Raw genomic sequence first — 24,856 nt, forward strand, 5'->3', positions numbered from 1 at the left:
TCGCAGAGCATATTCAGCAGGTTCCCCTGCCGGTGCAAGATCAACCCTTCAGCACGCTGCCCAGTTTTTCGAGGTGGATCGCCAGCAACTCGTCGGCGCGCGAGGGGCTGGCCGCTTCGGTGTAGCAGCGAAATTCCGGCGCGTTGCCCGAGGGGCGCAGATGCACCACATCGCCGCCGTCAAAGCTGACGCGCAGCCCGTCGGTCAGGTCGATGCCGGCTTCCGGACCGACGCCCTCGAAGAACACCGCCCGCGCGCCCGCATCGGTGCCCAGCTCGTTGAGCAGCCGCCCCGAGGCTTCGGGGGCAATGCCGGTCAGCCGGTCGGCGGCGGTGAAGCGCGGCGGCAGCGCGGCGGCCAGATCCGCCAGCGGCACGCCCCCTGCCCTGGCCGCGGCCAGCGGCGCGAGGATCGGCAACAGGCAATCGCGGGTCATCAGCGGCGCCAGCGGCCCGGCGGGCGCATCGGCGGTAAAGCCCAGCAGAAAGCCGCCGTTGGCTTCGTAGCCGACCACCTTGGCCGACGGATCGGCGGCCAGCGCCTCTTCCATGGCGGCGATGACGAAGGGCGAGCCGATGCGGGTGCTGTCGACGCGCGCGAACTCCTCCATCTGCGCCACCAGCGTATTCGAGGACACCGGCGTGCAGATCACCTTGGCCCCCAGCGCGCGGGCGGTGAGCGGGCCCAGAACATCGCCGGGCACGATGGCGCCCTGCGCATCGGCCACCATTGGGCGGTCGGCATCGCCATCGGTCGAGATCAGCGCATCAAGGTGATTGTCCGCGCACCAGCCCGCCAGCCCGGCGCGGGTTTGCGGATCGACCGCCTCGGTGTCGACGGGGATGAAGATGTCGGAGCGGGCCAGCGACACGGGCGTGGCGCCAAGCGCCGCGACCACGCGCACCATGATGTCGCGCGCCACCGAGCTGTGCTGGTAAACGCCAATGCGCATCCCCGCCAACGCCGCCGGGCCGAAGGCATCAGCGTAGCGCGCAACATAGGCATCCGAAGCGGCGCTGCCCGCGTCGATGCGCGCGCCTGCGCCGCTGCCTGTCGGGGCCGACAGGCCCGCCTTGATGCCCTCTTCGTCGGCCTTCGAGATCTCGCCCATGGGGGTGTAGAATTTCAGCCCGTTGCGATCGGCGGGGATATGGCTGCCGGTGATCATCACCGCCCCCTGCCCTGCCTGCAACGAGGCCAGCGCCAGCGCCGGGGTCGGAAGCGCGCCATGCACCACCGCATCCAGCCCGGCCGCCTGCACCGCTGCGATGACGCTATCGGCAATCTCGGGCGAGGAGGGTCGCAGATCCCAGCCCACATGCACCGCCCCGCCCGAGGGGCAGGCGGCCAGAAAGGCGCTTGTGTAGTCACGCACGAGGTCGGGTGTCAGCTCGGTGACGAGGCCGCGCAGACCGCTGGTGCCGAATTTGGGAGCCATGTGAGATATCCTTGCAGCGAAATTACTTGAGAATGGCGCGCACGGCGGGGCTATCGAGCCACGGCACCGAGATTGCCGGATCGAAGATTATCTCGCGCCCTTCGGAGACAAGCGCAAGATAACGGCGATATTCCTCGGCATTGTTGAAATGCTGGCCGCGGGCGACCTCGTCCAATGCCTTTTGCCGGAAATGCGCACTGTATTTGAAATGCGCCAGCAGCATCTTTTGCGGCGCGGGGCGAATGCCGGCGGCGTAATGCAGCCCGTCCGACAGCCGCATCCACGGGCGATATTTCAAAACCGCGTATTTCTGCGCCACGAACAGATCGGGGCGGCTGCCCGCCAGCAGGCGGTGGCGCAGCGCCGAGGTCACGGTGGACGCATCGGAATAGGGCCCGCGGCTGAGCGTGCCCGACAGGAAGGGCTCGCGGTCGACATATCCCGCCTCGGCGAACAGATCGCCCGAGGCGAAACTTGCCGCCTCCAGCGGGCCCTTGGGGTACATGTCGAGCATGCCGGTCCAGATGGCGTCGGCCTCGGCGTATTCGGGGCGGTTCAGCACCTTGGCGATGCCGCCGCGCTGCCATTTGGGGAACACCAGCATCTCGTCGATGTCGGCCACCACCGACCAGCGCCCGACCCGCAGCTGCGACAGGATCGCCAGCTGCCAGGCCACGCCGTAATGGGAATTGCGGTAATCGGTGTCGGCCGAGAACACCGCCACGTCGGGCTGCTCCAGCAGATATTCCAGCGAGCCGTCATCCGAGCAATTGTCGACGAGCAAGAACCCCTCGACCCCCAGCTTGCGATAATGGGCGAGGAAATGCGGCAGCATGACCATCTCGTTGCGCAGGCAGGCGACCACCGCCACCGGGGCGGCATTGGCCTTGGCCAGCTGCGCCTCGGTAGATATCAGTTCCAGCGCGCCCGACTGATAGCCCAGCCTGACCGGCGCAAAGCTCGGCCAGAGCTTTTTCGGGAACAGACCCGGCGCGGCCAGACGGGCCTTGGCATCTGCCATCTGCTCATGGGTATCGAGATGCACCTGAACCACACCGCTCGAGGGGCCCGGGTGAAAACTGTTGAGCCATTTCGCGACGGGAACGCCGCCTGATTGGCTGCGGCGGCGGATCGACACGAGGTAATCCTCGTCCTGCACGGTGAGCCCCTGCAGAGCGAGCAGGTCACCGACGATCTTGTCCTCCATGAAGGAGACATTGATCAGCCGCCGCCCTTCGGGCGTTCCGGCAGCATAGAGCAAGGTCTTCATCGCGTGGCGCGACAGACAGTAGCCGCTGCCGCCATCGGCGTATTCCGACGGCTCGGGCGAGCGGTCGAGCTCAAAGCGGCCACGCTCTGAGCGTGCCTTGGTGCAATGCCAGGAGCGGTCGGTCTGGCCGAGCTCGCGGCGCAGCTTGCGACCGTAGTAATGGTGCCTGCGGTAGGACTGGTTGTAAAAGAAGGACTCGACGTCGAGGAAACAGTCGTCGTCGATCTTCAGCATGTGGCTGAACTCGGTGTGATCATGCACCCAGCGCACTGCGGCGAGGGTCTTTTGCGGCAGGCTTTCGTAATCATCCGGGGCGGTCAGGTGGATGGTGTCGCCCCGATGCGCGCCATCACCATCGCCCACGGCGATCAGATAGGGGATGCCCATGGTGCCCAGCGTGTTCAGCCAGGCCTCGCGCATCGCCGGGATGCGGGTGTCGAGGTTGGGCTTGCAGGACATCACCACCACGACCGTGTCGAACAGCGGGCTGACCCAGCTCCAGTCCGCGATCTGGGCAGGCGGCGGCATCTCGACGCCGGGTCGGTAATTCGGGAACAGCGCCAGCGCCGCAGCGGCAAACCCGCTAGGATTGCCGCGCGCCGCCGGGCTCAGCGCCATCAGCGCGGCATGGATCGCCGGGCGGGTGTACAGATCGCTGCGCTGCTCTTCGGGTAGCTCGCCGCGCACCGCGTTCAGCCGCGCCAGAACCCGCGTGCAAAGCGCCTCATGCCCGCCGCGCTGCAGACCGTTCAGCAACATCAGCATCATGCCGATGCCAAGGAATCCCGAGCGCCCCGCCGCCAGCGCCGTCATGCCGTCAAGCAAGGCCCCCAGCTGCGGGTCGACATCCCGGCCCGCGCCAAGATCGGTCAGAAGTTGCACGGTGTCACGGCTGATCTGCCGCTGCAGATCAAGCTGTGCGCCCTTCGCCATGTCGCCGTAACGCGCGCGGATGGCGCGGCGCGTCAGCGGGACCAGCGCAGCGGTATCCTCTGCACTCAGCTTGCCGCCGGGAAAGGCCTGCAACCGGATCGCAGCGGCTTCGCCGCGTGCACCCTCTGCGCTGAGCTGCGCCGCCAAGGCGCTCCCGGTCACGGGGCTGGCCTGACCTGCGGGGCCGCAAAGCTCGATCTTCCAGCGCGGCAGATCGGGGGTGTCGAAACGTTCGAAAAACGCGAGATCCTCGGGCGCAGGATTTTTTCCCGCAATGGCCGCCTCGCGCAGCCGGGAAAAGGCCGCGGCAGCCGCCTCTAGCAGCGGGCTGTCGGGCGAGCCCAGAACCTGCCAGAACATTGGCGACAGACCATAGGCGCGCAGGGCGAACGTCTCGATTTCGGGCCCCATCGCGTCGGGCAGTCGCGCGCGCGCCCGTACCAGCCGCGCGGCGGCATCGGTCAGCGCGGCGCAGGGGGTGCGATCCCAGTAATGCCCTGCCCGCGCCAGGACCAGCTGCATGAATCCCTGCAGCACCTCTTCGGCCGCCCTGTCACGGTCGGGACGGTGCGGGCGGCGCAGCAGCTCACGCACCACGAAGGCGATGGCCGGGGTGGCCAGCCAGCCGCCCCGCGGCGTGGCCAGCCGGTCCAGCAGGCGGCGCAGCTCACCCAGCCGGCCCTCGAGGCACAGGAACGGCAGGATCACCGAGTTGTACCAGGGCCCGTCTCCTGGCTGAAACCGATGGAGGTCTTCCGAGGCCGCATGGGCATAAAGCGCGCCGAAGGCATCGGCGGCGCAAAAGGCATCGCTCACCGACAGGTACAGCTCGCGCCGTTGCGGCGGGGTCAGCCCGTAGCGGTCGAGCACCTTGGACAGATGGGCCATCAGGTCGGGCGCGGCATCGCCCGCCACGGCTGCGGCGAATTCCGCCTGAGCCCGGCGCAGCGGCAGTTTCTCGGGATCTTCGGCAAGCGCCACGGCAGGCGCGGGCGCCGGTTGCGCCCCCCCGAGCCAATCGGTCAGCCCATGGCGCGCCGCCTTCTCGAAGAGCTGTCCGCGCGCCTCGTCGGACAGCGCTTCGACAAGCCCGGCAAAGCGCACGTGTTCGATGGCCAGCAGGGTCTGTTCCAGAGGGGCCTTGTCGTTCCCGAGAATTGTCGTGACATGTTCCAGCACGCCCTCGCGGGTCAGGTCCAGCTCGTTGCCGCAAGGCGCCCCGTTGTTCCAGATCCGGATGCGCAGCGGCGCGCCGGGTTCCACCCCTTGCCAGACCCGGCCCGGCAAGGCCGCCGCAACGCCGATCATCGGGCGCCGCACGTTGTGACGCTTTGCCAGTTCCGGACGCGCCTGACGTTCCGAGCGCAGCGGATGGCCGGTGCCCTCGACCCGAATTTCCGGGCGCTGCACCAGCAGCACCGGATCGGCCCCCCAGCCCCTGAGTTGCAGCGGCGCGATGAATTGCAAACTTCCCGACGTCTGCCGCCTGGCGTTGCCCTCTCCCTCGATCCAGAAGCTTTCCTCGATCAATCCGCCGGTGAACTGCATCACGGAAATCAGCTCGGTGCCGGGATAGCGCTCGCCATCCGTGATGATCGCGGTGCCGTTCAGATCGACCTGCACGCCCGCGTCGCTGAAGCGGATGATGACACGGTCACCGTGTTTTGCCAGCGACACCTCGGTCGCGGCCTCACCTTGCCATTTGCCACCCCGGCGCGCGTTGGTCACCGCAAGCTGCTTGTTCTCCCGTAGGGAAAGATGAAACAGAATATCGCCGCCCGGTGCTTCGAGAAACGAGATATTGGCGAAATCATCGGTTTCGAAGTTCACCGTGTAGTGAAAGGCTCCGTTCCCGTCTGCCCGGAATTTCTGCATCTCTTTCGTCCTGACGTCTGTTCTTGCCGGGGGCGCCCCCCTCTTGCGAGGTTGTTTGAAGAGTTTTCCCGCAGAGCGCAATCACACCCGGCCGGGTTGCCCCCCTTTAAGGCTGGATCCCCAGCAACGCGCGCAGTCTTTGCCCGACATAGGGATCGACATCGACAGCGCTTTCGGGATGGGCGGCGCCGAAGGCGGCGGCGGCCTCGGCTTCCCAGGTGGCGGCGCCCTCGCCCAGATCGGCAAAGTTCAGCTTTTCCCAGATCGCCCGCACCAGCAGCCGCCCCGCCACGGGCCCGGGCAGGCCCTGCGCCATATCCGCCACCGCGCGCGCCAGCGCCGTGGGCGGCGTCGGCTCAAGCCAGAACGCCCGGGACGCAGGTCGCGACGCCAGCTTGGGTGGCGGCCCCGGCAGGTAGAGGATGCGCCCCGCCTGCCCGCCCGCGCGCAGCAGGAAATCCCAGGACGACAGCGGCGCGGGGGCGAAGCGCAGGCCGCGCGCTTGCACAAAGGCCCGGTCCCAGATCTTGGCCGAGGGGTGGGCATGGATATAGACCGTGTCGCCGGGCTGCGGCGCAAACCCCTCGGGATCGGCCAGCCGCCCCTCGAGCGGGCGGCGGTCGTGCAGCCCGCTGTGGGGCGCATCGGGGGCCATGACAAAGCGCGCAAAGCCCATGTCGGCCCCGGCCTTGCGCAGCCGCGCCTGCCAGATCGCCAGCGCCCGCAGCGGCAACGCATCCCCGGCATCGAGAAACACCAGCGCGCCGCCGGTCGCAGCCTTTAGCCCGGCGTTGCGCGCCCCCGCCGTGCGGGCGTGCATGTCGGCGCCCCCGGGGCCGACGATCAGCCGCGTCCCCGGACAAAGTGCCGCCAGATCCAGCCCGCCAAGCGCCTGCCCCGCGGCGGGGCTGTCGGCGACCACGAGGATCTCGGCCTCGATCAGGCTGCGGGCGGCAAGCGCATCGAGGCTCTGGCGCAGGGCGTCCGCATCGCCGTTGGATGGGATCACCACGCTGACCGGCACCCGCCCTTCCAGCAGATCCAGCCACCAGCCGGGCACGCCCAACCGGTCGTCGGGCGGCAGGCCGGTGGCGGCCTGCGCGGCGCGGGCGGCGTTTACGAACCGCGCCCGGCGGGGGTGGTCGGTGATCGCCTCGGCCCGCTCGAAGGTCAGGCGGGTGGTCAGCTGCGCCATGGCCTCGGGGCCGCCCGTCTTTTGTGGCCCCGAGGTGATGGTGCGCAGGATGTCCAGCACGGCGAATTGTTCGAACACCCGCTCCGACCCGTCGCGGGTGATCTGGCCGGGGCGGCCCTGACGGCAGCGATAGAGCGGCGCGTGCAGATGCACGAGGCGGTCGGTGCGCGCGGCGCAGCGCTGAAAGAACGCGTGGTCCTCGTAGTTCAGCCCCTCGTCAAAGCGGAGGCCCTCGATCAGCGACCGCCGGTAGAGCTTGTTCCAGGCCGAGGGGAAATGGCAGACCACATCGCGCCAGTCGTCCAGCCGGTAGGTCTGCGGCAGCGGTAGGTCCGGCTGCTGCTCCAGCAGGCGCGGCGCGTCGTGGCGGGCGGAATGGCGCATCTCGTGATCGGGGCCATGAAAGAGAATGCCGCAGGCGACCCAGTCGGCGCCGGTGTCGCGCAGCGCCTGTTCCAGCCGTTCGAGATACTCGGGCGCCAGCGTGTCATCGCTGTCGACAAAGGCGATCAGCTCGCCGCGCGCCGCATCCAGCCCGGTGTTGCGCGCCGCCGACAGCCCGCCATTGGCGCGCGAGATCAGGCGAAAGCGCGGATCTCCCGCCGCCGCAGCCGCGGCCAGATCGCCACTGCCGTCGGTACTGCCATCATCGACGGCGATCAGCTCGAAATCGGCGAAGCTCTGATCGAGGATCGAGCGGACACACGCACCGACATAGTCCGCGACATTATAGATGGGCAGGATGACGGAGATCATTCGCGCGCCCTTGTGTCGAGCCAGGCCAGGAAGGCGCGATCCGGCGAGGACAGCCGCGGCTGTCCGGTCGATTGCCACCACGCCTGCCATTGCGCCACCAGCGCATAGACATCGGCCCCCGGCAGGCGGGCGCGGGCGGCGTCGAGCGCATCGGGGCTCAGCAGCGGGCCAGTGCCCGGCTCGATCACCGCGGCGGCGCGGCTGAACAGCACCAGATCGCCGCCCAGTTCGGACAGGGTGTAATCGGGCAGGGTCGCGCCCGCGATCATCCGGCGCACGGCAGCGCGGAACACCCGCAGCGGCGCGGTGCTGCCCGACTTCTTGTGCAGCACCGCCATGCTGACCTGCCACTCGGGCTGGCGGCCGCAATGCTTGCGGGCGATTTCATAGACCCGCCGTTCCAGCGGTTTGCGCAGGTGGAAATAATCGCGCGACAGGGTCAGCACCGATTTGGCCAGCACCGAGCGGAACAGCCACTCCGACAGCGTCACCACCACGCTGATCATCCGCCCCGAGCCCGACCGGCGCACGATGCGCCAACTTTCGATCAGGCCGAACCCCTCGGTGGTCTCGATGCCGCCTGAGGCAAGGTTGGTGGTGATGCGCGTGCCGGCCAGACGCTCGAAGGCGTCGCGCAGCCGGGCGTAGCTGTCGCCCCCGGTGTCGCGGTTGGTCGCCACCAGAAAATCATGCGCGCGCAGGCGCACCGTGCGCGTCACCTCGCGCCCGGCATTGATCGCCGCCATCAGCTGCGAGACGCAATAGATCAGGATGTCCTTGTCGTGGATCGTCGCCCGCCCCAGCACCGAGGGCGTCACCTTGATCGACACGCCGTTGTGCTCGTAATCGAGAATGCGCCGGTCGGGCTTGGTCGACAGCGAAAACACCGGGTGTTCCATGGTGCCAAGATCGTCCTTGGGGCTGGCATCGAAGATGTCGCACAAGAAGAAGTCGGCCACCGGATGCCGATCGGGCGCGTCCCTCGGGAGCGCCCCGCCGTCTGAAGATATTGCCATGACCGGACCTGCTCGATTGCCGGGGAATTTGCCTGCACTGCCCCCGTTTTTCGTATCGGGGTTTCAGTGACACTCACCTTATCCACAGGGGGCCGTGGCGTCCAGCAACCATCGGGGGGTCAGAGTCGCCTGTTCGGCGGATCAGAGTCGCCCTATCGTCGGATCAGAATCGCAAGCTGGTTGAGAGCATCGATCAAGCTCATGAAAGATTATGAAAAATCCGGGTAGGTCAGTTTCGGTAACAGACTATATAACAGAAAATAACAGGATCTCTGGCAACCAGGGCGACAAGCAGAGCGCAATATGCATTGAAAATACTCTGACATCCGAAAAATTCTGTCATGTACGCAAAATAGTGGTATCGTCATGAAAAATGCGCACATCCTTGGGTAACCCTGCGTTGAAGCGCTTTCTGAAACCGGGCGCGAACTCCGCGCCCAAGGCAGCACAGGCAAGGCGACATGGCAGTGAAATCCAGCCCGAAATCTGGCCCCAGAGGCGAGGCGAGCAAACCCGTCCCCCCCTATTTCAACATCGATCCGACCCGTTCCATGGAGCAGCTGGGCGCGCCCACGCGCACCTCGGATTTCGAACGCATCGCCGAGGCCTGCGCCACCGGGCGGCGCGATCTGGTCGGCCGCGGCCTTGAAGAGGGCGGCGCGCGGCGGCTGCGGCTGTTCTCGACATGGGAGATCACCCAATACCTGATCCCGGTCGCCACCGCGCATTTCCGCCGAGTGCTCAAGGCCAACCCCGACCTGCCGCAGGGCAGCAGTGAAACCGCCAACGGCACCCGCTGGTTCAGCCTTGACGAGGTGCTCAAGCTGCGCGCCTTTTTCGGCACCGAAGGGGCGCGCAACAAGCAATACCTGCCCTACCGCCCCAAGGGCCTGCCCGCCAAGATCGTCGCCGTGGCCAATTTCAAGGGCGGCGTCGGCAAGACCTCGACCGCCGCGCATCTGGCGATGAGCGCGGCGCTGGATGGCTACAAGGTGCTGGTGGTCGATCTGGATTCCCAAGGCTCGATGACTTCGATCTTCAACGGCAAGGTCGAAGACGAATGGCAGACGGTGTTCCCGCTGATGGCCCGCCATTACGCGCAATACCTGCGCGAGGAAAACCAGCGCCGGATGGACCGGGGCGAGGCACCCGTGCCGCTGGACGATACGTTGACCGATGCGCTTGAGGTCAAGGCCGCCGATCTGGTGCAAAAGACCCACTGGCCCAATATCGATCTGATCGGCGCCCAGCTGAACCTCTACTGGGCGGAATTTCAGGTGCCGGTGTGGCGCATGCAGGGGCGCGGCTGGAAGCTGTGGGATGCGCTGACCGATGTCTTCGCCGCCGACGGGCTGCTGGATGAATACGACGTGATCTTCGTCGATACCCCCCCCGCGCTGGGGTACCTGACGATCAACGGGCTGGCCGCCGCCGACATTCTGCTGGTGCCTCTGGGGGCGTCGTTTCTGGAATTCGACAGCACGGGGCGGTTTTTCGACATGCTGCATTCCACCTTCGGCTCGATCGAGAGCGCCGAGAACATGGCCGCTCGGGCGCTGGGGCGCGATGGGATCTCGTTCCAGTGGGATGCGGTGCGCGCCGTGGTCACCCGCTATGACGACAGCCAGCAGGCGGAACTGGCGGCGCTGATGCAGGCCTATCTGGGCCAGACCCTGTCGCCGCACCGCCAGCATTTCACCGCCCTGATCGGGCAGGCGGGCGAGCAGGTGCAGGGCATCTACGAGGCCGATTACCGCGATTTCAACCGCGAGACCTATGTGCGCGGGCGCGAGGCCTTCGATGCCACCTATGCCGCCTTCAAGGCGCTGCTGCTGGGCAGCTGGCGCCGCGACGAGCTGGCCGCCGAAACCTCTGCCGCCTGAGGAGCCCTGCCATGAGCAAACGCAAGCGGCTGTCGCCGCCCTCCTTCCTGTCTGCCCCCGAAACCCCGGTGCCCGGCCCCGCCGAAGCCTTGCCCGGTCTTGCCCCGCGTCGGCGCGCCGCGCCGATCGCGGATGTCGCGGCCGACAGTTCTGCCGTGGCGGCGCTGGACGAGCTGAGCCGCACCATGAGCGATGCCCGCGAGGGTGGGCGCATGGTGCTGGAACTGCCGCTCGAGGCGGTGGATCTCGACCATCTCGTGCGCGACCGCCTGCCGATCGAGGACGAGGACATGGCGGCGCTGCGCGAGAGCCTGCGCGCCCGTGGCCAGCAAATGCCGATCGAGGTCACCCGGCTGGAAAGCGGGCGCTATGGGCTGATCAGCGGCTGGCGGCGCTGCCACGCGCTGCGCCAGCTGGCGTCCGAGACAGGCGAGGCGCGGTTTGGCACGGTGCTGGCGCTTCTGCGCCGCCCGGACCTGACCACGGATGCCTATCTTGCCATGGTCGAGGAGAACGAGATCCGCGCCGCGCTCAGCCATTACGAGCGGGCGCGCATCGTGGTGAAGGCGGTTGAGCAAGGGGTGTTCGCCTCCGATCGCGATGGGCTGCAAGGGCTGTTCGGCGCTGCCAGCCGCGCCAAGCGCTCGAAGATCGGCAGCTTCATCACCATCGTGCGGGCGCTGGATGGCGATCTGGCCTTTCCACGCGCTCTGGGAGAACGGCTGGGGCTGGCGCTGGCAAAGGCGCTCGACGAGCGTCCGGCACTGGCGCAGGAGCTTGGCGCGCTGCTGGCGGGCAGCCGGAGCCCCGAAGAGGAACAGGACCGCCTGCGCGCGGCGATCGAGCCCCGGCCCACGCCAGCCCCGGCCAAGGAACCCGCCCCGGCACCGCAGGTCGACACCCCCTGCCCCGGCATCAAGGTCTCGCGCGGTGCGTCGGGGGCGATCACCCTCAGCGGGGCTGCGGTGGACGATGCGCTGCACGCCCGGCTGCTGGAATGGCTTGCGGCGGGGCGCTGATGTTTCGCGCGCGAAACGCGTGATCTTTCGGAACGCGACCGGGCAGTGTTTCGCGCGCGAAACATTTTCCAGACCGCGCTGCTGCCCCCGGTGTTTCGCGCGCGAAACATCCCCGCTCTGGCCAGCCCCCCTGCCCTGCGCTAGAGCGGGTGCCACCCAAGTCCGAGGCCGACGTGACCGCATCTTCCAGAACCCTCGCCGCCGTGGTGGTGACCTTCAATCGGCTCGACAAGCTGAAGGACACGCTTGCCGCGCTGCTGGCGGTCGGCCCGCACCAGCTGCACCACTTGCTGGTGGTCGACAATGCCTGCACCGATGACACCGCAGACTGGCTTGCCACGCAGGGCGATCCCCGGCTCGAGGTGCTGCGGCTGACCACCAACACCGGCGGTGCGGGCGGGTTCGAAGCGGGGATGCGGCGGGTGGTGCGCGATCACGACCCGGACTGGATCGTTGTCATGGACGATGATGGCCGCCCTGCCCCCGGCGCGCTTGCGAGCTTTCACCAAAGCGCCTCCGAGGATTGGGAGGCGGTGGTCTCGGCGGTCACCTACCCAGATGGGCGCATCTGCCCGTTCAACCGCCCCGGCATGAACCCCTTTGCTGGGGGCGGGCCGCTGCATCTGGGCCCGCAGGCCTATGACGGCCCGACGCGCGCCGTCGAGATCGCCTCGTTTGTCGGGCTGTTCATCTCGCGCCGGGCCATTCAGACGGTGGGCTACCCGGATGGCAGCCTGTTCGTTTATGGCGATGACGGCATGTACACGCTGCGCATCACGCAGGCGGGGCTGCGCATGGGGTTCCTGCCCCATATCCGCTTCGAGCATGATTGCGGCACTTTCGCCGGGCTCGAAGGCCGCCTGCAACCGGCCTGGAAGATCTATTACTACCATCGCAACCTGATGCTGTTTTATCGTCAGGCGGCGGGGGCGCGGTTCTGGTTTCTGCTGCCGCCGCTGCTGGCGAAATGGGCGCTCAAGGTCCGGCTCTATCCCGGCCAGCGCCGACTGTTTGCGCGGCTGGTGGCGCGGGCGGTGCGCCATGCGCTGGTGCGGCGCACCGGCACCGATCACGCCGCACTTTTGGCCGAAACCGACAGGGCGACAGAGCGGGCGGTCGAATTGAAAAAGGGGCGCTGAGCGCCCCTTTTTCATGTCCTGTCCCGAAACCGGGCTGTCAGGCATTCAGGATGTCGCGGTGGAAGCGGCCCAGCAGCAGCACCCCCAGTGCCGTCAGTCCGAGCCCCAGCCCCACCACATAAGTGTGGCTGATGTATTGTGGATCGTAGCTCGGATAAAAGCCGCTGCGGAAGATCCCGCTTATGTGCATCAAGGGGTTCCACCACAGGATGTCCTGCGCCATCGTCGGCAGCGTCTCATAGGTAAAGATGACACCCGACATGAGAAAAAGCGGCCGGGTTGCGATTGACCAGATCTGGGACCAGACTGGGTAGAGTCCGGAGATCACGCAGTTGATCAGCCCGACGCCAATACCGATGAGTATTGTCTCAAGCACCGCCGCAAGTACCGGGCCAAATTCCAGCGTGCTGCGGGTCTCGCTTAGCAGGATGATTCCGGTCAGGATCAAAAAACCCACCATCACCTGTGTCAGGCTGTTCAGAATCACCCGCGCAAACAGCGCATCGACCCAGGTCACCGTCGGGTAGAGCAGCAGCGGCCGGGAAAAGTTGATGATGCTGCTCGAGGTCATCGACAGCGACTGGTAGGCGCCAAATGGCAGGAAGCCGGTGGCGTAAAACAGCGGAAAGCTGTTTCCCAGCGGCGGGGTCTTTACGACCATAGAGAACACCAGCGTCAGCACGAAGATCGCCCCGAGAGGCTCAAGGACAGCCCAGACATATCCCCCCGGAGAGGCGCCGTAGCGGGTCGACATTTCGCGCAGCATCAGCGCAATGATGGTGCGCAGGGTGGCAAAGCGCCGCCGCTTGGCGTTGACAGGTCTCAGGGCTTCTGGAACAAGGTGCTCCGCCGACATGGCTCGATTTCCTTTCATCTCGGCTCGGGCGCCAGTTATGTCGAAACGCGGCACGAGATCAAACGGCTTGTTCAAAGGACGGCGGCTTGCCTGACCAGAAAGACCCCAACGAGCGCACCGGCGGGCAGGCATCTGCCGCCGATACCGGTCGCGCACCCCAGCAACAGACCGGCCCGGCACGGCCCGGTGGCACAGGCGCAAAACCCGGACCCGGGCCTCGTGCTGGCCAAGGCAATCAGGGGGGGCAGGCCGGCCTGAACAGGCAGGCTGGCAATGGCGGCCAGAGCGGCCCCAAGGGTGGCCGTGGCCCGGCCCAGGGCAAGCCTGCGGCCGTGGTCGAAGTTGCGCCCATCGCCGCCCCGGCCCGCATGAAGCGCCGCCACTGGGGGCTGATCCTCAGCTTCGTGCTGATGGTGCTGCTGCCGTTTGCGGTGACGGTGGTCTACCTCACCGAGGTGGCGGCCGACCAGTATTCCTCGACCACCGGCTTTACCGTCCGGCAGGAGGACAGCAGCAGCGCCACTGATCTGCTCGGCGGTCTGGCCAGCATCACCGGCTCGTCGACCTCGTCAGAGGCAGACATCCTGTATGAATTCATCCAGAGTCAGGAAATCGTCGAACGCATCGACGCCGAGCTCGACCTGCGCAGCTATTACGCGCAGCACTGGTCCACGGACCCGGTGTTCTCGTTGTGGCCGGATGCCACCATCGAAGACCTGCTGTGGTTCTGGCCGCGCGTGGTGCGCATCAGCTACGATCAGGGCACCGGTCTGATCGACCTCGAGGTGCTGGCCTTCGATGCGCCGATGGCGCAGAAGATTTCGCAGCTGATCGTGCGCGAGAGCCAGGAGATGATCAACCAGCTCAACGAGGCGGCGCGCGAGGATGCGATGCGCTATGCCCGCTCGGATCTCGAGGATTCGCTGGCCCGGCTCAAGACCGCGCGCGAGGCGCTGACCCAGTTCCGCACCCGCACCCAGATCGTTGATCCCGCGACCGATCTTCAGGGCCGCATGGGGGTGCTGAGCAACCTTCAGCAGCAGCTGGCCGAGGCGCTGGTGCAATATGATCTGGTGCGCGGCGACGCCCGCGACGGCGATCCGCGTCTGGTGCAGGAACGCCGCCGCATCGAGGTGATCCGCGCCCGCATCGCCGAAGAGCGGCAGAATTTCGCCTCGGCGGACGGCAGCGCCGAAACCGGCGGGTTGTCGGAAAGCTATCCCAGTCTGATCGGCGAATTCGAAAGCCTGACGGTCGACCAGTCCTTTGCCGAGGAAACCTATCGCGCCGCGCTGACCGCGCTGGATGTGGCCCGGGCCAATGCCTCGCGCCAGAGCCTGTATCTGGCCGCCTATGTGCGCCCGACGCTGGCGCAAAGTTCGGAATACCCACAGCGCGGCATGATTTCGCTGCTGGTGGGGCTGTTCGCCTTTCTGGCATGGGGGACGCTGGCGCTGATCTATTACAGCATCCGCGACCGGCGCTGAGGCGCGCATGATCCGGTTCGAGAATCTGACAAAGAGCTTTCGGGTCAACGGGCAGCGGCAGGTGGTCATCGACAACCTGACCGCCGAGCTGCCCTCGGGCAAGTCGCTGGCGCTGCTCGGGCGCAACGGGGCGGGCAAGTCGACGTTGCTGCAACTGATCGCGGGCACCTTGCAGCCCGACAGCGGGCGCATTCTCAGCGACGGCACGATCTCATGGCCGGTGGGCTTTGGTGCCTCGTTCCACCGCGAACTGACCGGCGCGCAGAACGTGCGCTTCGTGGCGCGCATCTATGGGGTGGATACGGATTCCCTGCTGGCCTTTGTCGAGAACTTTGCCGAGCTGGGGGCGCATTACCACATGCCGGTGCGCAGCTATTCGGCGGGGATGCGCGGGCGGCTGGTGTTCGGCACCTCGATGGGCATCCATTTCGACACCTACCTTGTGGACGAGGTCACCGCCGTTGGCGACCAGCAGTTCCGGCGCAAGAGCAAAGCGGTGTTTCTTGAGCGCATGAAGACCTCCAGCGCCATCATGGTCAGCCACGAGATGGCGCAGGTCAAGGCGTTCTGCAACGCCGGCCTGGTGCTGGACCGCGGCCGGGTGACCTATTTTGACGATCTTGACGAAGCCATCGACATGCACGAACGGCTTCTCGCGTGATTGGTTCGAGTTTTCGCTTTTTTCCATGACGCGGCCCGAATTGCCGCCCGCTAGCCGCCCTTGTCTGTCGCGATGACTAGGGGGGCCGCTGCTGCGCAAGATGTTTCGCAGCAAGCGCGGGGGCGCGGGCAGCCACGGGGACACCCCGGGCACGGACGGGATATGAGAGATGAGGACCACGGGCAGCAGTGGCACGGCTTCGGCCGAGAGTTTGGATGAGCTGATCGAAGGGACGCCCGGCAACGACACGCTGGACAGCGGCGCGGGCAACGACACGGTACGGGCGGGCGCGGGCAACGACCGGGTGTCGCTGGGCTCGGGCGATGATGTCTACTCCGACAGTTCGGGCGCGGGCAATGACAGCGCCTGGGGCGGGGCGGGCGATGACACGCTGAATGGCGGTAACGGCAACGACCTGCTCTACGGCGAGGATGGTGACGATGACTTCTGGGGCGGCTGGGGCGATGACACGCTTTGGGGCGGGGCGGGCAATGATCTGCTGCGCGGCAGCCTTGGGGCCGACCGGCTGTATGGCGAGGATGGCAACGACACGGTCTGGGGCGGCAACGGCACCGACCTGACCTGGCTGGGGGCGGGCAATGACCTGTACGGCGACAGCACCCAAGGCGGCAACTGGGGGCGCGATACGGTCTGGGGCGGGGCGGGCAATGACACCATCCGCACCGGCGGTGGCAATGATGTGCTGCATGGCGAAGCGGGCCGCGACCGGCTTGAAGGCGGTGGGGGCAACGACCGGCTGACTGGCGGGGCGGACAACGACGTGCTTCTGGGTGGCGACGGGGCCGATACGCTGGACGGCGGCATCGGCAATGACACGTTGCGCGGCGGGCGCGGCACCGACAGCGCCACGCTGGGCGATGGTGATGATCTTTACACCGACACCGGGCAGGGCGGGGCATATGGCGCCGACAGCGTCTGGGGCGGGGCGGGCAATGACACGATCAACACCGGCGGCGGCGATGATTACGTGCGCGGCGAGGCTGGCGACGACCGGCTGGTCGGGGCCTATGGCAACGATACCCTGCGCGGCGGCGACGGCGCCGACAGCCTCTATGGCGGCGTGGGCAGCGACCGGCTGGTGGGGCAGAACGGCAATGATCTGCTGCTGGGCGAGGGCGGCGACGACCGCCTGCTGGGCGGGGCGGGCAACGACACGCTGAACGGCGGGGCGGGCGATGATCTGCTGATCGGCGACGGTGACAGCGATGCCTTTGTCTTTGCGCCGGGCGGCGGATCTGACCGGATCGACGATTTCGAACTGGGCATCGACAAGCTGCACCTCGACGATGGGCTCTGGTCCGGCTCGTTGAGCGCCGCCGAGATCATCGACCGTTTCGCCACTGTGGTCAGCGATGGCGTGGTGCTGGATTTCGGCGCCGACCAGATCCGCCTTGATGGCATCGCCAACCCGGAGGATCTGGCGCCCGATATCATCCTGTACTGACAGGGCAGGGGGGCCGGGCGCCTCGATCAGACCAGCGTGATGTCATCGGCGATGGAACCGATGTCGGTGATGCCCGCAAGCGTCACCGAATAGCCCGGCTCGAAGCTGAACACGAGCGCGCCGCCCGTCACCTCGGCAAAGCTGTCGAGCATTTCGGCCACCGTCAGCCCGCCGTTCCAGATCTGTTCGGTAAAGGTCAGATCGTCGATGCCCGGCTGGTAATCGGTCACCAGATCATCGCCCTCGACCGAGGCGATGACAAAACTGTCGGCCCCGGCGCCGCCGGTGGCGGTGTCATCGCCGCCGCCCATCAGGATGGTGTCATTGCCATTGCCGCCCCAGATGCGGTCGTCGCCATAGGCCACCTGATCGTCATCTTCGTAATAATCATTGCCGTTTCCCAGCCAGGCCTGATCGGCGCCGTTGCTGCCGACCACGGTGTCATTGCCGTCGCCGCCATAGAGCAGGTCGTTCTGCCGCCCGCCGTTCAGCAGGTCGTCCCCGATCCCGCCCGCGATCACATCGGCCCCGTCGCCGCCATAAAAGCGGTCAGCCCCACCGCCGCCGTTGAGGGTATCCGCGCCGCTGCCGCCATATACCGTGTCCGAGGCGAAGTCGCCGGTCTGGGCGTTGTCGTTGAACAGATCGTCGCCGGCGTGGAGCCAGGCACGGTCGCGCCCATTGCCTCCCCAGACCGTGTCATTGCCCGCGCCGCCATGCAGCGCGTCGTCTTCGTTGCCGCCCTGCAGCAGGTCGTTGCCGCCATCGCCCCACAGCGTGTCGGCGCCGCTGCCGCCGCTGAGCGTGTCATTGCCCGCGCCGCCATGGGCCGCGTCGCCGCCCCAGAAGCCGGTTTGCGAGGTGTCGGTGTAAAGATCGGCGCCATCTGCAAGCCAGACGACATCGCGCCCGTTGCCGCCAAAGACCCGGTCGTTGCCATCCGCGCCCCACAGCGTGTCGGCCCCAGAGCCGCCATTCAGCGTGTCGTTGCCCGCGCCGCCGCCCAGCCTGTCGGCCCCGTTCAGTCCCGACAAAACGTCATTGCCCGCACCGGCAAGGATCAGGTTGCCTGCGGCATTGCCGGTCAGCGTGTCATCCCCCGCGCCGGTATAAAGATCCTCGATCACCGTGCCGAGCGCTACGCCGATGTTGCCGGTGCCGCCCGCCACGTCGGAAAACCGCCCGGCGCGCAAATCGATGCGCATCGGGTTCACCCCGAAGCCAAGGTCGATCAGGTCATGCCCGCCCATGTCATAGAGGGTGAAGGCCATCGGGCTGCCAAGATACAGATCCGCATCGGTGCTGTTGGTCACGATCAGCGCGAAATAGTCATCCAAGTAGGTGCCAAGGCTCGATCCGCGCCCCCAGACGGTATCGCCGGCGCTGACGCTGTCGGCGCCGGGCGTGCCGTAGATCTGCTGGATCGCCAGAATGTCGACCATCATCGGGCTCAGCAGTTCGGCATAGCTGGCATCGGTGGCGGTGTTGTCGGTCTGATCGAAGTAGGACATGATCGAGATCTGCCAGCTGTCGTTGGCAAAGGTCGCATCATCCGGATAGACCGCGTTGCCATCGTACTCGCCCAGATGCCCCAGCCCCAGCGCATGGCCAAGCTCGTGCATGTAGGTGGAAAAGGCGTAGCTGTCGAGCGTGGTGCCGTAGCGGTCGACCCAGCTGCCCGCGACATTCATATAGGCGCTGCTGATTGCCCCGCGGCTGTAGGTGCTGCCCGAATAGGCCCCTTGGTAGCGATCTGAAAACGTGATCTGCGCGTCGCGCGAAGTTTCGACGAAATCGATGTCGGCCACCGCCTCCCATGCCTGCATCGCCCAGCGGGCCAGCTGCTGCCCGTCGGCGGACAGATCGGCAATGTTCACCGTGATCCGGTTGCTCGAGGAGGTGTCGAAGGAATGCGGGGTCCAGTACCCCGACACAAGGTAATCCGCGAGCTCCTGAAAGGTTCCTGTGCTGGGCATGATCTGGCCTTCTGTCCCTTGGTCTGTCCCGGCGCTGCGCCCGGGTCTGTCGATGGTGGCTCCGAAGGACAGCCGCGGCGGGGGGCGTGGCCGATCCGCACCGGGCTGGTCCATGGCGCATGGGCCTGTCCACCGGCGTGGCGGGACAGTAGTGCGTCAAAATCGGCATTAGAATGGCAAGATGCTACCATGACGTGAATTTTCCGAAGGCGGGCATATCCTGCCTCGGTTGCCACGCGGGGGGATCTGTGGAAAAAGGCCGCGCACGCGTACTCAGGAGGCGATGGTCGTGAAACTGCTTTTCGTTGGCGCCGGCATGTCCGGCGCAGTCGCAGGCCGACACTTGGCCGAAGCGGGCCATGAGGTCCACATCATCGACCGCCGCGATCATGTGGCGGGCAATTGTCACACCGAGCGCGACGCGGACACCGGCGTCATGGTGCATATCTACGGCCCGCATATCTTTCACACCGATGACGAGGGTGTGTGGAACTACGTGAACCGGTTCGCGAATTTCATGCCCTACAAGAACCGGGTCAAGACCACGAGTCAGGGGGCGGTCTATTCGCTGCCCGTCAACCTGCACACGATCAACCAGTTCTACGGCAAGACCATGCGCCCGGCCGAGGCGCGCGCTTTCCTCGAAGAGCAGGCCGACACCTCGATCACCGATCCGCAAACCTTTGAAGATCAGGCTCTGCGCTTTGTGGGCCCCGATCTCTATGCCGCCTTCTTCAAGGGCTACACCGAAAAGCAATGGGGTTGCTCGCCGACGGATCTGCCCGCGTCGATCCTCAAGCGCCTGCCGGTGCGGTTCAACTACGACGACAATTACTTCTTCCACCGCTTTCAGGGCATGCCCGAAGACGGCTACACCGCGCTGGTACAGCGGATGCTGGACCATCCCGGCATCACCGTCACGCTTGGCACCGACTATGCGCCGGACATGGCCAAAGAATATGACCATGTGTTCTATGCCGGGCCGCTCGACGGCTATTTCGATTACAAGCTGGGCCGCCTTGGCTATCGCACGCTGGATTTCGAGAAATTCACCGACACCGGCGATTATCAGGGCTGTGCGGTGATGAACTACGGGGATCGCGACGTGCCCTACACCCGCATCACCGAGCACAAGCATTTCTCGCCGTGGGAAAGCCACGAGGGCACCGTGTGCTACCGCGAATTCTCGCGCGAGGCGCAGCCCGAGGACATCCCCTATTACCCGATCCGCATGGTGGATGAGAAGGCGCTGCTGGCCGATTACGTCAAGCTGGCCGAGGACACCGGCGGCGTGACCTTCGTGGGCCGCCTTGGCACCTATCGCTATCTCGACATGGATGTGACCATCCGCGAGGCGATGGATGTGGCCGAGGCGTTTCTGGTCGCATCGGCCGAAGGGCGGCCCATGCCGGCCTTCGCGGTCTCACCGCTGTAAACGCCATGTCCGGGGAGCTTCTTCTCGGACCCGAGGGCAGCGATCCGCTGGTGTCGGTCATCGTTCCGGTGTTCAACGCCGCCGCCGTGCTGGAGCGCGCGGCGGCGTCGGTGCTTGCGCAGGACATGCCCGATTGGGAATTGCTGCTCATCGACGACGGCTCGGTAGATGCCAGCGCAGAGGTGATCGAGCGGCTCGCCGCGCGCGATCCGCGTATTCGCGGGCTGACGCAGGGGCGCAACTCCGGGGCGGCGGCGGCGCGCAACGCCGGGCTGGACGCGGCGCGCGGGCGCTACATCGCCTTTCTGGATGCCGACGATGCCTGGCTGCCACAGAAGCTGCGGCTGCAACTGGCGTATATGCAAGGGCAGGGCGCGGCGCTGAGCTATACCGGCTTCTGGCGGATGACCGGGGCAGGGCAGTTCCGGGTGCGGGTGCCCACCCGGGTGGACCGGGCCGAGCTGCTGCGCCACAACGTCATCGGCTGCCTGACGGCGATCTACGACCGCTCGGCTCTGGGCTCGGTGCCGATGCCCGATTTTACTCGCAGCCATGATTACGCGCTGTGGCTCGACATCCTGTCGCGCTGCGATTTCGCCGCCGGACTCGACGAGCCGCTGGCGCTGTATTTCCGCTCCAAGGGCTCGCTGACCTCAAGCCGGCTGAAATCGCTCGCCGGCACCTGGGAGGTCTATCGCGTGCATCAGAAACTGTCGCGCAGGGCCTCGGCGGGGAACTTGGCAGGGCATGTCTTCGGGCGCTACCGCAAGCGGCCGTGATCCTCTTTGGGCGTCAGGCGTACCCTAGCGATTCAGCAGGGCGGCGAGGTAGCGGCCGTAATCGTTCTTGCGGAACATCTCGGCACGTTCCGCCAACTCGTCCCGGCTGATCCAGCCCTTGTCATAGGCGATTTCCTCGGGACAGCCGGTTTGCAGCCCTTGGCGTTCTTCAAGCGTGCGCACGAAATTGCCCGCGTCCAGCAGGGACCCGTGCGTGCCGGTGTCCAGCCACGCATAGCCACGCCCCATGCGCTGCACGTCCAGCTTTCCCTCATGGAGGTACATTTCCAGAAGAGTGGTGATTTCCAGCTCCCCGCGTGGGGACGGCGCGACCTGTTTCGCCCGGTGAGTAGCCGACCCATCCAAAAAATACAGCCCCGTCACCGCGTAGTTCGACGGCGGCTCCTGTGGTTTTTCAATGATCGCCGTAGCTTGGCCGTCGGCGTCGAAATCCACCACGCCGTAACGTTCCGGGTCTGCCACTCGGTAACCGAACACGGTGCCGCCTTCGGAGCGGGTATCGGCCTGCGCCATCAGTTCGGGCAGACCGTGGCCGTAAAAGATGTTGTCGCCCAGAACCAGCGCGGAGGGCGCACCATCGAGGAAATCTTCGGCCAGGATAAACGCTTGCGCCAGCCCGTCGGGGCTGGGCTGCACCACATAGCTGAGCGTCACGCCCCATTGCGCCCCGTCCCCGAGGGTGCGGACAAACTGGTCCTGATCCTGCGGCGTGGTGATGATGCAGATCTCGCGGATCCCGGCCAGCATCAGCACCGACAGCGGATAGTAGATCATCGGCTTGTCATAGATCGGCAGCAGCTGTTTCGACACACCGATGGTGATCGGATACAGTCGCGTGCCAGAGCCGCCTGCAAGGATGATGCCTTTGCGTTTCGTCATGCTAGGAATGCCTTTTGATCGAATGCGCGCCGGGTCACTCCGGCAGGTCTGAAAGGATGTGGCCAAGGCCCATGCGCCAATCCGGGCGGGGGATGCCAAAGACGAATTCGGTCAGCGTGCAATCCATGCGCGAATTGCCCGGTCGTTCGGCGGGCGTAGGGTAATCGCTGCCCGGAATGTCGGCGATGTCGCAGGTCAGCCCGGCCTGCGACATGATCGCGCGGGCGAAATCGGCCCAGCTTACATCAGGCGCGCCCGAGAAATGATAGGTGCCGCTCTTGTCCGGTGCGTCTTGCAGCGCGGTGGCGATGGTCAGGCAGGCGGCCCCGATGTCACCCGCCGGGGTCGGTCCGCCGATCTGGTCCGCAACAACGGTCAATCGGTCTCGGCTTTTGCCAAGCGCCAGCATGGTTTTCACAAAGTTCTTGCCATGGGCCGACACGACCCAGGATGTGCGCAGAATGGCATGGGGGCCACCAGCGGCGCGCACGGCGGTCTCTCCGGCGAGCTTGCTGCGCCCATAGGCGCCCAGCGGCGCGGTGGGCGCATCGGGGGTGAAGGGCGCGTCTCCGGCCCCGTCGAACACGTAATCGGTCGAGATCTGCACCAAGGGGATGCCTCGGTCGGCACAGACCCTCGCTATGGCTCCGGGGGTGTCGGCGTTGATCACGGTGGCGAGGGCCTCTTCGTCTTCGGCCTTGTCGACCGCCGTATAGGCGACGGCGTTGATCACCGCGGTGACATCATCGGTGATGCAGGCCGCACAGGCAGCCGGGTCGGTGAAATCCGCCGCGTCCCGGCCCAGAAACCGCGCGTCGGGGGCGCGGCGTGCCAGTTCCTGCGCGACCTGCCCGGTCTTGCCAAAGACCAGGATCATGCGGTGACCCCCAGCCGTTCGCCCACGCCGTGGCGTTCCTGCAACGCGCGCCACCAGGATTCGTTCTCAAGATACCAATCGACGGTCAGCTCCAGCCCCTGTTCAACCGTGACCGACGGGCGCCAGCCAAGCTCGTCGCGGATGCGCGCCGGGTCGATGGCATAGCGCGCATCATGGCCGGGGCGGTCGGTCACAAAGGTGATCTGATCCGCGTATGAGCCCTCTTTGGGGCGTTTGCGGTCCAGAATGGCGCAAAGCGTGCGCACCAGATCCAGATTGCTGCGCTCGTTCTCGCCGCCGATGTTGTAGCTGCGGCCCAACTCGCCCTTGGCGACCACCAGCAGCAGCGCCTCGGCGTGATCCTCGACGTACAACCAGTCGCGTATGTTCGACCCGTCGCCGTAAATCGGCAAAGGCTTTCCCGCCAGTGCGTTCAGGATGATTACCGGGATCAGCTTTTCGGGGAAATGGAACGGGCCGTAATTGTTGGAACAATTGGTCAGAACCACCGGCAGGCCGTAGGTCTCGGCCCAAGCGCGCACCAGATGATCCGACCCCGCCTTGGACGCGGAATAGGGCGAGCGGGGATCATAAGGCGTGTCTTCGGTAAACTGCCCTGTCGCCCCGAGCGAGCCGAACACTTCGTCGGTCGAGATATGGTGAAACCGAAACCCCTCGGGCCGCCCTTGCGCGACCCAATAGGCGCGGGCGGCTTCCAGCATGTGAAAGGTGCCCATGATATTGGTGTCGATGAAGGTGCCCGGCCCGTCGATGCTGCGGTCCACATGGGACTCGGCAGCCAGATGCATCACCGCGTCGGGTCGATGCTGCGCAAGGATGCGATCCAACGCGGCGCGGTCGCGGATATCGGCCTTTTCAAAGGCATAAAGTGGGCTGTCGGCGACGCTCGCCACATTGTCCAGACAGGCGGCATAGGTCAGCGCATCAAGGTTCACGACCGAATGGCCCTGCGCCACGGCGCGGCGCACCACGGCCGAGCCGATGAAGCCGGCACCGCCGGTGACAAGCAGTTTCATGCCGTGCCCTCCCACACAAAGGGGCTGTCGAAATTCGCAAGAAAGGGCGCAGCGGCGTCCTTGTCCGACAGCACCGCCTCGCCCGTCAGGCCCCAGTCGATGCCGATGTCCGGATCATCAAACCGCACCGCGCCGTCGCAATCGGGGGCGTAATAATCGGTGCATTTGTAGCAAATCTCGGTATCCGGTTCACGCGTGGAAAACCCATGCAGAAACCCCGCCGGGATCAACAGTTGCTTGCCGTTTTCGAACGACAACTCTTCGCCGACCCACTGCCCGTAAGTCGGAGAGCCTTTGCGGATATCCACCGCCACATCGAACAGACGCCCGCGCCCGCAACGCACCAGCTTGGCTTGGGCATGGGGGGGCGATTGGAAATGCAGCCCCCGCACCGTGCCGATCTGCGCCGACATCGAATGGTTGTCCTGCACGAAATCGAAATGCAGACCATTTTCGGCCATCCGTCCGGCATTCCAGCTTTCGCAGAAAAAGCCGCGCGCATCCCCGAACCGGCGTGGCGTCAGAATAAGAACGCCGGGCAAAGCGGTCGGCTGGATGTCTAACATGGAACGGCCTTTCGTAGATATGTCTGCAGCAGTCCGCACACTGAGCTAATGCTAATGCAATGTCATGTCCACGCGACATTTTTTGCCACGGTCGCAAGATGAACCCCATCTCGATCAGCTACTTATGCCTTGTCATGGAGGTTCAGGGAGGCTCGTTCGCCGGGATCTGGCCGAGGGCGCGTCGGGTAGCACATCAGGCCGACCATGCACTCATATCCAAACCGGACCACTCGGTGGGGGCAGATCAGTCGGCGCTCTTACTCATCTCTCGGGTCCCTAGGGTCAGGATGCAT

The 24,856-nt window shown here is 66.0% G+C and carries 18 protein-coding genes; 8 read left to right on the forward strand and 10 right to left on the reverse strand.

All coding sequences use genetic code 11. The annotated features are described in order from the left end of the window. Positions 1-40: 40 nt before the first annotated feature. The 4 genes from KO516_RS22200 to KO516_RS22215 form a co-directional block, all read right to left on the reverse strand. Positions 41-1,438 carry a phosphomannomutase gene (locus tag KO516_RS22200; RefSeq protein ID WP_216005973.1) on the reverse strand — a complete coding sequence of 466 codons (1,398 nt, stop codon included), beginning with the start codon at positions 1,436-1,438 and terminating at the stop codon, positions 41-43. 22 nt (positions 1,439-1,460) lie between these two features. Continuing rightward, positions 1,461-5,516 carry a glycosyltransferase family 2 protein gene (locus KO516_RS22205; RefSeq protein ID WP_216005974.1) on the reverse strand — a complete coding sequence of 1,352 codons (4,056 nt, stop codon included), beginning with the start codon at positions 5,514-5,516 and terminating at the stop codon, positions 1,461-1,463. Positions 5,517-5,622: 106 nt separating this feature from the next. Then, a complete protein-coding gene (locus KO516_RS22210) occupies positions 5,623-7,467 on the reverse strand; it encodes a glycosyltransferase (RefSeq protein ID WP_216005975.1) in 1,845 nt (614 codons plus the stop codon). Next, positions 7,464-8,483 (reverse strand): replication initiator protein A, encoded by a 1,020-nt coding sequence (locus KO516_RS22215; protein WP_216005976.1) that lies wholly within the window; start codon positions 8,481-8,483, stop codon positions 7,464-7,466. Before KO516_RS22215 ends, KO516_RS22210 begins: the two co-directional genes overlap by 4 nt. 461 nt (positions 8,484-8,944) lie before the next feature. Here KO516_RS22215 and KO516_RS22220 point away from each other — a divergent pair, with 461 nt between their 5' ends. The 3 genes from KO516_RS22220 to KO516_RS22230 all read left to right on the forward strand — a co-directional run bounded on the left by KO516_RS22220 (position 8,945) and on the right by KO516_RS22230 (position 12,524). Continuing rightward, positions 8,945-10,366: an AAA family ATPase gene (locus KO516_RS22220; RefSeq protein WP_216005977.1), complete on the forward strand. Its 1,422-nt coding sequence runs from the start codon at positions 8,945-8,947 to the stop codon at positions 10,364-10,366. 11 nt (positions 10,367-10,377) lie between these two features. After that, positions 10,378-11,385, forward strand: coding sequence for a ParB N-terminal domain-containing protein (locus KO516_RS22225; protein WP_216005978.1), 1,008 nt, complete (start codon positions 10,378-10,380; stop codon positions 11,383-11,385). A gap of 173 nt (positions 11,386-11,558) precedes the next feature. Beyond that, positions 11,559-12,524, forward strand: coding sequence for a glycosyltransferase (locus KO516_RS22230; RefSeq protein ID WP_371742131.1), 966 nt, complete (start codon positions 11,559-11,561; stop codon positions 12,522-12,524). 37 nt (positions 12,525-12,561) lie between these two features. Here KO516_RS22230 and KO516_RS22235 read toward each other — a convergent pair whose 3' ends face one another. Next, entirely contained in the window at positions 12,562-13,380 is an 819-nt protein-coding gene (locus KO516_RS22235; RefSeq protein WP_216005979.1) for an ABC transporter permease, read from the reverse strand. An 86-nt stretch (positions 13,381-13,466) separates the two neighbouring features. On the opposite strand from KO516_RS22235, the gene KO516_RS22240 reads away from it, so the two are divergent. From KO516_RS22240 to KO516_RS22250, 3 genes are all read left to right on the forward strand, one after another. Beyond that, on the forward strand, positions 13,467-14,867 hold the full coding sequence (locus KO516_RS22240; protein ID WP_216005980.1) for a sugar transporter: 1,401 nt from the start codon (positions 13,467-13,469) through the stop codon (positions 14,865-14,867). Between the two features lie 7 nt (positions 14,868-14,874). Next, positions 14,875-15,528, forward strand: coding sequence for an ABC transporter ATP-binding protein (locus tag KO516_RS22245; RefSeq protein WP_216005981.1), 654 nt, complete (start codon positions 14,875-14,877; stop codon positions 15,526-15,528). Between the two features lie 169 nt (positions 15,529-15,697). Continuing rightward, positions 15,698-16,993: a calcium-binding protein gene (locus tag KO516_RS22250; RefSeq protein ID WP_216005982.1), complete on the forward strand. Its 1,296-nt coding sequence runs from the start codon at positions 15,698-15,700 to the stop codon at positions 16,991-16,993. A gap of 26 nt (positions 16,994-17,019) precedes the next feature. Here the strand turns inward: KO516_RS22250 and KO516_RS22255 are convergent, their stop codons facing one another. Then, entirely contained in the window at positions 17,020-18,969 is a 1,950-nt protein-coding gene (locus KO516_RS22255) for a M10 family metallopeptidase (RefSeq protein ID WP_216005983.1), read from the reverse strand. 289 nt (positions 18,970-19,258) lie between these two features. On the opposite strand from KO516_RS22255, the gene glf reads away from it, so the two are divergent. Further along, the gene (gene glf, locus KO516_RS22260; protein WP_303439417.1) at positions 19,259-20,404 is read left to right on the forward strand and encodes a UDP-galactopyranose mutase; all 1,146 of its coding nucleotides are present in this window, start codon (positions 19,259-19,261) and stop codon (positions 20,402-20,404) included. 5 nt (positions 20,405-20,409) lie between these two features. Further along, positions 20,410-21,183 (forward strand): glycosyltransferase family 2 protein, encoded by a 774-nt coding sequence (locus tag KO516_RS22265; protein WP_216005985.1) that lies wholly within the window; start codon positions 20,410-20,412, stop codon positions 21,181-21,183. 24 nt (positions 21,184-21,207) lie between these two features. Here KO516_RS22265 and rfbA read toward each other — a convergent pair whose 3' ends face one another. From rfbA to rfbC, 4 genes are read right to left on the reverse strand one after another with little or no spacing between them, the layout of a single operon-like run. Continuing rightward, positions 21,208-22,083, reverse strand: a complete 876-nt coding sequence (gene rfbA, locus KO516_RS22270) for a glucose-1-phosphate thymidylyltransferase RfbA (protein WP_216005986.1) — start codon at positions 22,081-22,083, stop codon at positions 21,208-21,210. Positions 22,084-22,117: 34 nt separating this feature from the next. Beyond that, positions 22,118-22,960 (reverse strand): dTDP-4-dehydrorhamnose reductase, encoded by an 843-nt coding sequence (rfbD, locus tag KO516_RS22275; protein WP_216005987.1) that lies wholly within the window; start codon positions 22,958-22,960, stop codon positions 22,118-22,120. Further along, positions 22,957-23,997 carry a dTDP-glucose 4,6-dehydratase gene (rfbB, locus tag KO516_RS22280; protein WP_216005988.1) on the reverse strand — a complete coding sequence of 347 codons (1,041 nt, stop codon included), beginning with the start codon at positions 23,995-23,997 and terminating at the stop codon, positions 22,957-22,959. Before rfbB ends, rfbD begins: the two co-directional genes overlap by 4 nt. Beyond that, positions 23,994-24,563 carry a dTDP-4-dehydrorhamnose 3,5-epimerase gene (rfbC, locus tag KO516_RS22285; RefSeq protein WP_216005989.1) on the reverse strand — a complete coding sequence of 190 codons (570 nt, stop codon included), beginning with the start codon at positions 24,561-24,563 and terminating at the stop codon, positions 23,994-23,996. The genes rfbB and rfbC overlap by 4 nt, the downstream gene beginning before the upstream one ends. Positions 24,564-24,856 lie beyond the last annotated feature (293 nt).

It is taken from the genome of Citreicella sp. C3M06, assembly GCF_018860705.1.
Classification (GTDB): Bacteria; Pseudomonadota; Alphaproteobacteria; order Rhodobacterales; family Rhodobacteraceae; genus Salipiger.

Bases quoted from the DNA above. Each gene is read 5' to 3' on its own strand.
- KO516_RS22250 (WP_216005982.1), top strand. From the start codon at position 15,698: ATGAGGACCACGGGCAGCAGTGGCACGGCTTCGGCCGAGAGTTTGGAT.
- KO516_RS22245 (WP_216005981.1), top strand. From the start codon at position 14,875: ATGATCCGGTTCGAGAATCTGACAAAGAGCTTTCGGGTCAACGGGCAG.
- KO516_RS22220 (WP_216005977.1), top strand. From the start codon at position 8,945: ATGGCAGTGAAATCCAGCCCGAAATCTGGCCCCAGAGGCGAGGCGAGC.
- rfbA (WP_216005986.1), bottom strand. From the start codon at position 22,083: ATGACGAAACGCAAAGGCATCATCCTTGCAGGCGGCTCTGGCACGCGA.
- KO516_RS22210 (WP_216005975.1), bottom strand. From the start codon at position 7,467: ATGATCTCCGTCATCCTGCCCATCTATAATGTCGCGGACTATGTCGGT.
- KO516_RS22225 (WP_216005978.1), top strand. From the start codon at position 10,378: ATGAGCAAACGCAAGCGGCTGTCGCCGCCCTCCTTCCTGTCTGCCCCC.
- KO516_RS22205 (WP_216005974.1), bottom strand. From the start codon at position 5,516: ATGCAGAAATTCCGGGCAGACGGGAACGGAGCCTTTCACTACACGGTG.
- KO516_RS22215 (WP_216005976.1), bottom strand. From the start codon at position 8,483: ATGGCAATATCTTCAGACGGCGGGGCGCTCCCGAGGGACGCGCCCGAT.
- rfbB (WP_216005988.1), bottom strand. From the start codon at position 23,997: ATGAAACTGCTTGTCACCGGCGGTGCCGGCTTCATCGGCTCGGCCGTG.
- KO516_RS22235 (WP_216005979.1), bottom strand. From the start codon at position 13,380: ATGTCGGCGGAGCACCTTGTTCCAGAAGCCCTGAGACCTGTCAACGCC.
- rfbD (WP_216005987.1), bottom strand. From the start codon at position 22,960: ATGATCCTGGTCTTTGGCAAGACCGGGCAGGTCGCGCAGGAACTGGCA.
- KO516_RS22255 (WP_216005983.1), bottom strand. From the start codon at position 18,969: ATGCCCAGCACAGGAACCTTTCAGGAGCTCGCGGATTACCTTGTGTCG.
- KO516_RS22200 (WP_216005973.1), bottom strand. From the start codon at position 1,438: ATGGCTCCCAAATTCGGCACCAGCGGTCTGCGCGGCCTCGTCACCGAG.
- rfbC (WP_216005989.1), bottom strand. From the start codon at position 24,563: ATGTTAGACATCCAGCCGACCGCTTTGCCCGGCGTTCTTATTCTGACG.
- KO516_RS22265 (WP_216005985.1), top strand. From the start codon at position 20,410: ATGTCCGGGGAGCTTCTTCTCGGACCCGAGGGCAGCGATCCGCTGGTG.